This is a genomic window from Chroococcus sp. FPU101 (assembly GCF_017312365.1).
In the GTDB taxonomy this organism is placed as follows: Bacteria; Cyanobacteriota; Cyanobacteriia; order Cyanobacteriales; family Microcystaceae; genus Chroococcus.
Window position 1 is genome coordinate 530,812 of sequence record NZ_BLJI01000001.1, and the last position, 11,466, is coordinate 542,277.

15 protein-coding genes are annotated in these 11,466 nt (G+C 38.1%); 7 read left to right on the forward strand and 8 right to left on the reverse strand.

Annotation, left to right across the window (positions count from 1 at the left end):
• Positions 1 to 27 precede the first annotated feature (27 nt).
• Entirely contained in the window at positions 28 to 1,461 is a 1,434-nt protein-coding gene (locus tag CFPU101_RS02280; protein WP_206813692.1) for a hypothetical protein, read from the forward strand.
• A 40-nt stretch (positions 1,462 to 1,501) separates the two neighbouring features.
• Here the strand turns inward: CFPU101_RS02280 and CFPU101_RS02285 are convergent, their stop codons facing one another.
• The 4 genes from CFPU101_RS02285 to CFPU101_RS02300 form a co-directional block, all read right to left on the reverse strand.
• Positions 1,502 to 1,969, reverse strand: a complete 468-nt coding sequence (locus CFPU101_RS02285; RefSeq protein WP_206813693.1) for a type II toxin-antitoxin system VapC family toxin — start codon at positions 1,967 to 1,969, stop codon at positions 1,502 to 1,504.
• A 3-nt stretch (positions 1,970 to 1,972) separates the two neighbouring features.
• The gene (locus tag CFPU101_RS02290; protein WP_206813694.1) at positions 1,973 to 2,212 is read right to left on the reverse strand and encodes a hypothetical protein; all 240 of its coding nucleotides are present in this window, start codon (positions 2,210 to 2,212) and stop codon (positions 1,973 to 1,975) included.
• A 68-nt stretch (positions 2,213 to 2,280) separates the two neighbouring features.
• Positions 2,281 to 2,613 (reverse strand): XisI protein, encoded by a 333-nt coding sequence (locus CFPU101_RS02295; protein ID WP_206813695.1) that lies wholly within the window; start codon positions 2,611 to 2,613, stop codon positions 2,281 to 2,283.
• On the reverse strand, positions 2,601 to 3,017 hold the full coding sequence (locus CFPU101_RS02300; RefSeq protein WP_206813761.1) for a XisH family protein: 417 nt from the start codon (positions 3,015 to 3,017) through the stop codon (positions 2,601 to 2,603). Before CFPU101_RS02300 ends, CFPU101_RS02295 begins: the two co-directional genes overlap by 13 nt.
• A 65-nt stretch (positions 3,018 to 3,082) precedes the next feature.
• Here CFPU101_RS02300 and CFPU101_RS02305 point away from each other — a divergent pair, with 65 nt between their 5' ends.
• The 6 genes from CFPU101_RS02305 to CFPU101_RS02330 all read left to right on the forward strand — a co-directional run bounded on the left by CFPU101_RS02305 (position 3,083) and on the right by CFPU101_RS02330 (position 7,696).
• Positions 3,083 to 3,907 carry a hypothetical protein gene (locus CFPU101_RS02305; RefSeq protein WP_206813696.1) on the forward strand — a complete coding sequence of 275 codons (825 nt, stop codon included), beginning with the start codon at positions 3,083 to 3,085 and terminating at the stop codon, positions 3,905 to 3,907.
• A gap of 3 nt (positions 3,908 to 3,910) precedes the next feature.
• A complete protein-coding gene (locus tag CFPU101_RS02310; protein ID WP_206813697.1) occupies positions 3,911 to 4,543 on the forward strand; it encodes a ThiF family adenylyltransferase in 633 nt (210 codons plus the stop codon).
• 75 nt (positions 4,544 to 4,618) lie between these two features.
• Positions 4,619 to 5,353, forward strand: coding sequence for a creatininase family protein (locus tag CFPU101_RS02315; protein WP_206813698.1), 735 nt, complete (start codon positions 4,619 to 4,621; stop codon positions 5,351 to 5,353).
• 5 nt (positions 5,354 to 5,358) lie between these two features.
• On the forward strand, positions 5,359 to 6,069 hold the full coding sequence (locus tag CFPU101_RS02320; protein WP_206813699.1) for a response regulator: 711 nt from the start codon (positions 5,359 to 5,361) through the stop codon (positions 6,067 to 6,069).
• A gap of 1 nt (position 6,070) precedes the next feature.
• On the forward strand, positions 6,071 to 7,201 hold the full coding sequence (locus tag CFPU101_RS02325) for a cell wall metabolism sensor histidine kinase WalK (protein WP_206813762.1): 1,131 nt from the start codon (positions 6,071 to 6,073) through the stop codon (positions 7,199 to 7,201).
• An 18-nt stretch (positions 7,202 to 7,219) separates the two neighbouring features.
• Positions 7,220 to 7,696, forward strand: a complete 477-nt coding sequence (locus CFPU101_RS02330; RefSeq protein ID WP_206813700.1) for an SH3 domain-containing protein — start codon at positions 7,220 to 7,222, stop codon at positions 7,694 to 7,696.
• Here CFPU101_RS02330 and CFPU101_RS02335 read toward each other — a convergent pair.
• The 4 genes from CFPU101_RS02335 to CFPU101_RS02350 form a co-directional block, all read right to left on the reverse strand.
• Positions 7,693 to 8,364 (reverse strand): hypothetical protein, encoded by a 672-nt coding sequence (locus tag CFPU101_RS02335; RefSeq protein WP_242577723.1) that lies wholly within the window; start codon positions 8,362 to 8,364, stop codon positions 7,693 to 7,695. The genes CFPU101_RS02330 and CFPU101_RS02335 overlap by 4 nt on opposite strands.
• Positions 8,365 to 8,456: 92 nt before the next feature.
• Positions 8,457 to 10,361 carry a tRNA uridine-5-carboxymethylaminomethyl(34) synthesis enzyme MnmG gene (mnmG, locus tag CFPU101_RS02340; RefSeq protein WP_206813701.1) on the reverse strand — a complete coding sequence of 635 codons (1,905 nt, stop codon included), beginning with the start codon at positions 10,359 to 10,361 and terminating at the stop codon, positions 8,457 to 8,459.
• Between the two features lie 141 nt (positions 10,362 to 10,502).
• A complete protein-coding gene (locus tag CFPU101_RS02345) occupies positions 10,503 to 10,943 on the reverse strand; it encodes an N-acetyltransferase (protein ID WP_206813702.1) in 441 nt (146 codons plus the stop codon).
• A gap of 207 nt (positions 10,944 to 11,150) precedes the next feature.
• Positions 11,151 to 11,462, reverse strand: coding sequence for an Arc family DNA-binding protein (locus CFPU101_RS02350; protein ID WP_206813703.1), 312 nt, complete (start codon positions 11,460 to 11,462; stop codon positions 11,151 to 11,153).
• Positions 11,463 to 11,466: the final 4 nt, after the last annotated feature.

Sequence of the window (11,466 nt, forward strand, 5' to 3'; positions counted from 1 at the left end):
TTGTACGGTATTATGGAGGTTACTTAATTGAATACCGCAGAACGTGACTTACGTTTAGAAATGCTCAACAGCTTATTAACGACTCCTCACCGTAAGCTTGAGCAAGTAAAAGAAATTCACCAATTAATTGTAGAACTTGATCCAATATTCTACGGACACTTAGCAATTTGGTATCAACGAAATGGGGATGTACGAGATCACAAAGAGGTCTTTGTTAGCTACTTGTTAACTAGTTCTCTTACCGAACACCGTGACGCAGGTTTTATGATGCTACAAGAGTTCCCACCCTATCAAGTGGCTCGTGTGGTAGACTTCATGAAACAAACACTAGGTAAATTACCTCGTTCTGCTAAAACTGCGGTTACTCGTTATCTAAAAGTACGGGAAAAAAATCCGACTCAGTTCGATCGTGCTGTATTACGGGCCAAAAATGCAATGAAACATTTATACGCTTCACTGCACATTAAACCTGATGAACGTGCAAATGCCATCTTGTTTCATGAACAACCCCCCGCAGGTTCTCCTTTAGCTGCATTAAAACTGTTAGCGAAAGCAGAAACAGCTGCAGATCAAGCGAGAATGATTGTAGAGTATGACATTCCTTATACGATTGCAGTCGGTGCAGTTAAACAAATTACCCCGACGATCTTGGTAGCTTTGATCAATAGTATGACACCGCAAGAGGTGATCAATAACCTAAAGTCACTCAAAACTAAAGGTGCAATGGATCACCCTGAAGTGAAACAACTCATTGATAGTAAGCTAGAAGAAGCGAAAAAGAGCGATCGTGTTTCTGCATTCAAAGCGAAAGTTGCTGCGGATGTAACTGAGTTGGATACGGAAACCGTTACCAGACTTGAACAAATTACCAACGAACAAGTCAAAAAACGGGGTACAATTACTCGTGCAACTGCTTTATTTGTCGATAAATCTGGTTCAATGCAACGAGCGATCAATACAGGTAAACAGTTAGCAGCGTTGATCTCTGGGATTACGGAAGCAGAATTATTTGTCTATGCGTTTGATACTATTCCCTATCCTGTGACTGCGACAGGAAAAGATTTAACCGACTGGGAAAAAGCTTTTCAAAATATTAAAGCAGATGGGGGTACAAGTATCGGTACTGCATTAGAAATAATGCGACGCAAAAAACAAATCGTTGATCAAATTATTCTCGTAACCGATGAAGGGGAAAATGCAGCACCCTACTTCACAGAAGTATACAAAACTTACTCGCGTGAATTTGCGGTCATGCCTAATGTTGTAATTGTTCGAGTCGATAGCAGTTATGACTGGTTAGAACGACAATTAAAACAAGAACATTTACCTGTAGAAACTTTCACTTTTGCGGGTGACTACTATTCTTTACCAAACTTGGTTCCTCTATTAACTCGTCCTTCTCGTTTAGAGTTGTTGATGGAAATTATGGAGATGCCTTTACCAGTACGGCAAGATAAGTAAAAATAAATGTGGGAAAGAGCAAATATGAACCTCTTTCCCTCTAATAACTGATGTTACGCCATTCGGAAGCTTCAGCAAATAAACGAAGATGTTTAACATTTGTTGTACTGATAATAACCATCCTGCCTGGGAACTCTTTTTTAAGAATCTGCCAATGAGCCGCTATGATAATATCTATATCAATATTTTTTTCATCTGCTGTTGGTGTTCCTTCTTGACGAGCTTTAGCCCAAATTTGTGACGCTAGTTCCGCAACCTCTTGAGTAACGGGAAGAAAATCAATAACATTTCTTAGTGCATCTAGTTTACTAATTCCTCTAGCAGAATATCCAGTCTGAGCAGCTAAAATTAAACTTCGTTTCAATTCATAAAAACAAAGTTCAGAAGTAACAAAATAAACACCTCTCGCTAACAAATGCTCAAACCAGTTCTGACATTCAACGATTTCTGATAATTGATTTGGATTAGACAACTGACCTAAAATACTTGTATCTATAAAAACGATCATTAACTATGAAAATAAGTGATAACTACGGTTTTCATCAATTATTTTTTTGACTTGATTCCATGTATCCTGTGCTTGTTGTAATTCATCTTCTGTTAATGTTTCCTTTTTCCAAGAGCGAATTAAATCGAGTGCCGCTTGATTTTTCATTATTTGTTCTTCTTGAGTCATCCCTAAATGTTTATAGTTAGACTCTTTTATCTGTTCATTATGAATTTGAGAAGTTAAATTAGATGCTGTTTTCATGCTATTTTTTCTTTAATCGTCTGTAACTTTATATTATCATATATCAAAATGGCTTGATTCATCTGAAACTAATTAATAGCAAACTCAGTTAAAGCCCGTCTTTCAGGTCGATAGAATCCTAAAACAATATCTTCTTTTGCAATTCCATAATCTAACAATTCTTGAGTTATTCCATTTTCTAAACCATCCCATTCAATCCAAATTTTATCATTTTGAATTCTTAAATGAAAAACAACAGCATGAACTCGTCCTGTATTATCCCATCCAAGATCCATGAGCATATAATTATCGTTCTCAAAGTCACAAATTGCCAAAGTTTCTATTTGTCCATGACTTGGTTGATAAACTTTATGTTTAATAATTTTTTGAATAGCTTTTCGATAGGTATTTAATTTATCCATTGAATAATCTCCTCTAAATTTTGGTCAAAAACTAATAAGTTAATTTTGTGATCTAAAATAATTTCTTGAATTGTAGGCCTTTGAAAAAAGTCTAAATAAATATCATTAGCAATAGCTAAGTAAATTTTTCTATCAGGATGAATACGCTGTATGAAAGTTCGATATATACTATACTGTCCAACTGCTTTTTCTAATTCTGTGATGAATGATGAACTATTAAACACTTTAATTTCAACAACAATTTTTTGTTGCTCTTTGGTAGCCGTAAAAAGTCTTTCAGCACCTAAATCAGCATATAAGCGCAATCCCTTAAATTCGATTATAAACGGATCATCCGTAATTATCCAGCCATTTTTGATTAAAGCTGTTCTTACAACATTATGATAAAGATCATATTTAGGTATTTAATAAAATTGTAATAATGTATTGATTTTAAACTAACCTTGAGCAATTCATCAATAGTCACTATATGTCTAATATCCGTCAACTTTTAGAAAAAATTGCAGCCCAAGAAAACCAATTACGAGAAACTCAGTTTTTTGCACCTTGCGTTAAGGGAGGAAAAGTTAAAACCAAAGTCTCAGGTATCATTTATAAATTTGCTCCTAAACCTCAAAATTTTGAAGGATGGGGCATCTTTCAAGCTGAAAATGAGAAAATAGCCAAACTGGTTGAGCAAGCAGATTTATGGCAAATTTCAGATTATTTGGATTATTTTCCCTCATTTCGTTTACGGTTAGCGTATCGTCTTTCGGGTAAAACTTGGTTAGCTTATCCAGTCAATAAAGCAGATGTTAAACAACGTTTAGGAAAAGTTAAACCGATTCCTGTACATCTTGTGATAGAAGGGGGACGCTTTGAACAAATTATTGCTCGATTTGATGGTCATACTTGGTGGTTTGAAGAAGTCGATCGTAGAGGTGATTTTAAAATTATTGATCAGCTTAAATCCTCTCTAAAACAATTAGTCACTGTTCAAAATCTATCGATTAAAGGAATGACACCAGAAATCAAAACTGTTTATGACTTAGTGACTCAAAAAAAAGAAGGATTTACGCAATACAGTGATGAAAGACTTTTAAAAAATGCTCTAAAACTCGGAGGAGGTGACTTACAAGAATTTCAAGATAATGGGGATTATTGGATAGTAAACTGGATGACTTCTGATAGTGAACATCATATCAGCGCTATTTCTAAAAATGATCTCACTGTTGTTAGTTCGGGAATTTGCCTAAGCGGAAAAGATCGAGATTTTGACTTACAATCTTTAGTCGGTGTCATCGAACACCGTTAACCGATGACTATTTTCTTTCATGAACAACTGTATCGTACAAATGAACTGATGAAAAAAGTAGAAAAGTATCCGATCGCGATTTGTGGTGCGGGTGCTTTGGGTGCTAATATTACTGAAAACTTAGCACGTTCAGGTTTTAGTCAGTTAAAAGTCATTGATTACGATCGCATCGAAGAACGTAACCTATCGACCCAACCTTATTATCGTTCGGATGTGGGAGCTTTTAAAGCAAAAATTCTCGCAAATCATCTGTATCGTGCAGTTGGGGTAAAAATTGTTGCAGTGACCGATAAATTAACCCTCGAAAGTGTTACATCTTTACTGAAGGGAAATTTAGTCATCGATGCTTTTGATAATAGTGTAGCTAGAGGAATCGTGAAAGAACACTGCGAACGTAAATCGATTTCTTGTCTTCATACGGGTTTATCGAGTGATTATGCTGAAATCATTTGGAATGAAAGTTATCGAGTTCCTTCAGATGTCAATGATGATATCTGTGACTATCCCTTAGCGAGAAATTTGGTGATGTTGACGGTAGCGGTGACTTGCGAGACAGTGATTAACTTTATTGCAACAAAACAAAAACTGAGTCATAGCATCACGCTCAAGGATTTATCGATCCAATCTTTTGTCTAAGAATGTTTGTTATAGTGAGTCTATTGTCTCCACTCAAAGTTACATCGATTATAAGGGCGATCGCTCAAACCAATAATGTTGTTACATTTAAGCACTTGGACAGAAGTCGAGTCCTATTTAGGACAGTCTAAAGGAATTATTATACCCATTGGCTCAACCGAACAACATGGCCCAACTGGGTTAATTGGTACGGATGCTATTTGTGCAGAAGCAGTGGCCAAAGGTGTCGGAGACGTAACACAAGCATTGGTCGGGCCAACGATTAATGTAGGAATGGCTTTACATCATACCGCTTTTCCTGGTTCAATGAGTTTGCGACCCAGTACCCTGATTTTAGTGATTACTGAATATATTACCTGTCTTGCTAAAGCGGGTTTTGAGCGATTTTTTTTCATTAATGGTCATGGGGGAAATATGGCAACTGTCAAAGCTGCTTTTTCCGAAACATATGATCATTTATCCAGTTTAAATATAGAAGTGCGATGTCAGTTAGCGAACTGGTTTATGTGTCGTTCGGTGTATCAACTCGCTAAAGAACTTTATGGAGATCAAGAAGGATCTCATGCTACCCCTTCTGAAGTCGCACTGACGCAATATATTTATCCCGAAGCAATTAAAGATTATCCTCTATCCGAAACAGTTGCATCAGGTCATCCGATTTATGGTGCGGCTGATTTTCGTCGTAACTATAGCGATGGTAGAATGGGATCGAATCCTGCTTTAGCGACACCCGAACACGGTCAGCAATTTTTAGAATTAGCGGTGAAAGAACTAAGCAACGCATATTTAGAATTTATTAATGCTCAGTAAAAACGATGAATGTTTTGATCGTAGAAGATGAGCCAGCGATCGCGCAACTCATTCGAGAAACCCTAGAACGGGAAAACTTTTCTTGTATGATTGCTCAAACGGGTTTACAAGCGTTAGATTTATTCACTCAGCATCAAAGCGATGTGATTATTTTAGATTTAATGCTTCCTGAACTCGATGGGTTAGAGGTTTGTACTCGCATTCGACAAAAATCAAACATCAAAGATCCCTATATTTTGATGTTGACTGCGAAAGGGGAAGAAATTGATCGTATTATTGGTTTATCAACGGGTGCGGATGATTATCTCGTTAAACCTTTTAGTCCTAGAGAATTAGTGGCTAGAGTTAGAGCGTTATTGCGTCGGAGTTTACGACATGGCGGCACGACAAATCAAGTCTATCGAACTCGTCATTTTACCGTTGATTTAGACCAACATACTGCAATTCGTCATTTAGATGAACAAACCTCCGAAATCCTAGAATTAACTACGTTAGAATTTAAGTTATTAGCCACCTTTGTCAGCTATCCTAGTCGGGTTTGGAGTCGCACACAACTTATCGATCAATTGTGGGGAAATGACTTTTTTGGGGATGATCGCGTGGTTGATACTCATATTCGACGTTTACGCAAAAAAATTGAACCAGATGCGTCTCATCCGTTTTATATCAAAACGGTGGTGGGTATGGGTTATAAATTTGAAGATGAAATGAGCTAAAATTTCTATGCCAAAATTTAGTTTAGGAACTCGCTTCTTTTTTTCTCACTTGTTCGTGATGCTGGTGGGATTAATTAGTTTTGTAGCGATGGCTAAATTATCTTCTCCTAAAATGTTTGTTTTGCGTCTAGAACAATTAGAAAGGCAGGGTTTTTATACGGTTCGTTCAGCTAGAACTTATTTAATTAGAGGTTTTGAAACTGCTTGGGATAGTAGCGCAATTTTAGCTTGTGTTGTCGGAGGAACTACCGCAGGATTTTTGAGTTATTTTGCTTCCCGTCAAACGATGAAACAATTTAAAGCGATGCAAGATATTACTCAAGAATTCGCCGCAGGAAATTTACATCAACGTATGGCAAGTAGTGATATTCCAGAGTTTAATCAATTAGCGTCTAGTTTTAATTACATGGCAAAAAGTTTAGAAGATGTAGAGAAAAAACGACGAGAATTAATTGGTGATTTAACTCACGAACTCAGAACTCCTTTAACAGTTGTCAGAGGATATTTAGAAGAATTAGCCGATGGTTCAATTGAAGCAAACCCTGAACTTTATTGGCGTTTGGTACAAGAAACAAGACGTTTAGAACGATTAACCTACGATTTACAAGAATTATCGAAATCTGAGGCTGGATATCTATCAATTAATTTACAATCCATTGATTTAAAACCAATTCTTAATTCTTTAGTCGAAAAATTTGCTGATCAACTTTTAGAAGACGGCCCCGTGTTACAGTTAGACTGTCCTGCTGATTTACCTATGGTTTTAGCTGATATTGACCGAACTGAACAGGTTTTAGTTAATTTATTAGGAAATGCTTTAAGATACACTGAAAAAGGTACAATAACTCTCAAAGCATGGCGTGAAAAACAAAAAGTTTGGATCGCAGTCATTGATACAGGTATTGGTATTGCTCAAGAAGATTTACCCTATGTGTTTGAAAAGTTTTGGCGTGCCGATCGCTCCCGTTCTCGCTATTCTGGAGGAAGTGGGTTAGGTTTGTCGATCGCTCGTCGTTTGGTAGAATTACAAAATGGTCATCTAACTGTTGAAAGTGCGTTAGGTAAAGGCAGTACATTTAAGTTTTCTTTACCTGTATCTGAAACAAATATTCTAAATCTTCTTTCAACTTAAAGATCTTTTTTAAGGAATATGTTTAAACCTTCCATCATATCGGTCATCACTAATTTTATCGCCTTTCCCGTCTTGGCTCAATCAACGGCTACTGTTTTTGCACCTCCTACTAATATCCGCAACCGTCCAAATGGTGAGATTATTTGTACGGTTAACGAAAAAATTTCTCTTGATGTCTATCAAAAAGAAGGACAATGGTACTATACCGATTATTGTGGCGGTGGTTACATTCATCAAAGCCAAATCCGTTTACAATCGGCATCAGGCTCGAACAACACAACCGAGCGTGCTAGAGTAGTCGGACTCAAACAAGGACAGTTAGCTTTACGAGATTCTCCTAACGGTCGTTCCTTAGCAGGTCTTAATAATGGTAATGTCGTACAAATCCTAGAACAGCAAGGAAACTGGGCCTATGTACAGGTGATTAACGGGCCAAATTCTCAAGTTAATGGAATGCAAGGTTGGGTTAATTCATACTACTTAGCACTTTTTTAATTAGCCATTAAGATTTTTTCACGGTTGGTTGATGAAAATAGTGGGGGACGTAGACAAAGATAAGCAAGAGAACCGAGTAGCGGAACGAAAACGACTGCTAAGAAGACTTGCGGTTGATACCAATGACGACGCGCCATATCATCCCCTACAACGGTCGGAAATAAAAGATAAAATAACACCAGTGCCAAACTCATACCATTAATAAAGCGATCCCCCAAAAACTGCTCTACAAAATCTCCCCAATTCCCAAAGGCTAAACTATAGCCAAGAATGATCAATGTACTTAGAGTTAACATAATTCCGTAAAGACGAGAATCCAAGAAATGCAATAAAGCATTCTTTTGTCCTGAAAATTCTTGATTTGATTGACGAGTCGCTAAATACGGTAAAAGACCTAATACACCCGAACCAAGAGAAGCGATCGCAAATGGCCAAAAAGGTATTTTCTGTATTCTGCCATCAATGAACAATACACCACTATAAATAAAGATCCAAATCCCTACTAGAGAAAACAATGAAAGGATAATCGGATTAATCTCCGTCAATTGAAATGTCAGAATATTTTTTAAGAGCGTTAATGTTTGATCTAAGTGTAAGGGTGGTGCGAAAAACAACACATAAGCGATAAATCCCACCCACACTAACCACAATGTCATTTTTCGAGCCATAATCTTCCAGAAATAAATACACAGAATCTAACGATTAGTTTGCATTCTAAAGGATGATTTCGTGGCTCGTTGTCGCTCAATGGGTATAGCTTTTACACTGATTGATAACGCGCACGCAATTCTAAATAGACCAATAGCGCATTAATATCAGCAGGGTTTACCCCACCAATACGAGACGCTTGACCAATGGTTGCGGGTTTAATTTTTGTTAATTTTTCTCTTGCTTCCATTGACAAAGTATCGATTTTCATATAATCAATTTCACAGGATAAATGACGATTACTATGACGGCTAATTTGTTCGATTTGATTTTGTTGGCGTTTGAGATATCCTGAATATTTGATATCAATTTCCGCGCCTTCCCGTTCGTTGATGGTTAAATCTGGATTTCCCAAACCATAACGATCTAGGTCAACATAGTGAAACCCTGGACGACGCAGGAGATCAGCTAGAGAGACAGATCCTTTTATTTTTTGTTGGGTATCATGAGCGATCGCAATCCCTAATTCATCGCGTTCTTTAATACGAGTTTCGTACAAACGCTCTTTCTCGGCAATGATATTCGCTTGTTTTTGTTGGTAGAGATCCCAACGGCGATCGTCAATTAAACCAATTTCTCGACCTAATGGGGTAAGACGTTCATCAGCATTATCTGATCGTAACATCAGACGATACTCAGAGCGACTGGTGAGCATTCGATAGGGTTCACGGAGATCTTTTGTACACAAATCATCCACCAAAGTACCAAGATAGCTTTGTTCTCTGGGGAAAACAATCATCTTTTGTCCCCGAGCAAAACGCGCTGCATTGATCCCCGCTACAATTCCTTGTGCTGCTGCTTCTTCATATCCCGTTGTCCCATTGACTTGTCCTGCACAGAATAACCCTTCAATCTTTTTCGTCATCAGGGTTGGATAACACTGAGTTGCGGGAATAAAATCATATTCGACTGCATAAGCTGCACGTAACATCACACACTTTTCCAAACCAGGTAAAGTGTGCAACATTGCTAGTTGTATTTTTTCGGGTAAACCAGTCGAAAACCCTTGGATATAAAGTTCAGGAATGTCTCGCCCTTCGGGTTCAATAAAGATTTGATGGCTTTCTTTATCAGCAAACCTGACAATTTTATCCTCAATAGAAGGACAATAACGTGGGCCTTTAGAATCTATAAAACCACCATAAATGGGAGACAAATGTAAATTATCTCGAATCAATTGATGGGTTTCAGCAGTGGTTCGGGTGAGATAACAGTTCATTTGTTCTCGTTCCACCCAAGCTTCAGGATCAAAGCTAAACCAGCGTATTTCTTCGTCTGGAGGTTGGGGTTCTAGTCTAGAATAATCGACAGTCCGTTTATCGACTCGTGCAGGGGTTCCCGTTTTCAGTCGTCCTGTTTCAAACCCCAAATCATTTAAGGTTTCGGTTAAACCGACTGCGGCAAATTCGCCAGCACGTCCCGCAGACATCGATTTATCGCCGATCCAGATTTTCCCTTGTAAGAAGGTACCAGTCGTCAGAATAACCGCTTTAGCTTGAAAACAAGTCCCGAAATAGGTGTGAATACCGATTACTTCATCATTTTGTCCTAAGACTAAATCTGTCACCATTCCTTCTCGAATAGACAGATTTTCTTGATTTTCCACAATATTTTTCATTACGGCTGCATATTCTCGCTTATCCGTTTGCGCCCGTAATGCCCACACCGCAGGGCCTCGTGAATTATTTAGTACTCGTTTTTGGAGATAGGTGCGATCGGCCATTTTCCCGATCTCGCCCCCTAGCGCATCGACTTCGTGGGTTAACTGGGATTTTGCTGGCCCACCAACAGCAGGGTTACAAGGTTGCCAAGCAATTTTATCAAGGTTGAGGGTTAACATTAAGGTACGACAACCTAATCTAGCACAAGCTAAAGCCGCCTCACAGCCTGAATGGCCAGCACCGACAACAATTACATCGAATGCGTCTTGAAAGTCTACAGGGGGTCTAATGGTCATTGAAGTTCTCAGGTTTTTTGAATTTAACCTAGATCTTTATTTTAACTGAAGGGAAAAGAATCTCTGTATTTGATCACGATAAAGGAAAATCGGCGAAAAACTGCACATCGTCGGATGTGTATGGGCATCGTCATGCTGTTGTTATATGCGCAACACATAATGAAAGAAGTCTTCGTCCTTAGTATATCCAAGCGATTCGTAGAGCGATTGCGCTGCTACATTGGACACTTGTGTTGCTAAAATGATTCGGACGGCTTCTGTTTCTCTGGCAAACTTTTCTGCCGCACTGATGAGTAACTTTGCTACCCCTTTCTTTCGGTAGGCTTCCTCCACGAATAAATCATTCAAAATCCAAACCCGCTTCATTGATACTGAAGAAAAACTAGGATAAAGCTGGATAAATCCTACTTTGTATTCTCCATTACTAGCTAAAAAGATTGTGGAATCATTGTTCTGAAATCGCTGTTGAAGAAACTTTGTCACTGCTTCGAGATTTGAAGGCTGCTGATAAAAAATTCGATATTGATCAAACAACTTCGATACTTCTTCAAGATGTTCCAAACGAGCTAGAACAATTTCCATCGTTTTAACCTCAGCACTTATAATAATCTAAAATTAGCACTGATTGTCATTATGCTATTATTATTACTTATTTTTCTCTAGCTTGGTCTTGGGATCTATCTCAAGATGCTGTAGGGATTTGCTCACAAAATCCAATTAAAAAGGGTTTGGCGACCAAACCCCTACAATGAATTATCATAAGTCATATTAAAACTGATTTAGGTTGATTCATCGATCTCGATCCTCCCGCAGTAATTCCGTACTGTCAAGCCGTTGAATATCATTCTGACGTTGTTTTCGACGTTGTTTTCGACGCTGCTCAATTTCAGCTTGAAGTTGAGGTACAGCCTTCCGTCTTTCTTCCCAGGTGGGATCGGTTTCTGGAGAAATCAAAAAATTTAAGGGTTTTTGTGGTTTTTCAACGGCTTGGGTGAGGATATTGATGACTTGTTCGTTAATTGAGCGATCGTGTTTTTGGGCGAGTTGTTGGATCTGTTCAACTAATTCATCGGGTAGGTTTTCTAAGATCAGGGTTGCCATAGGT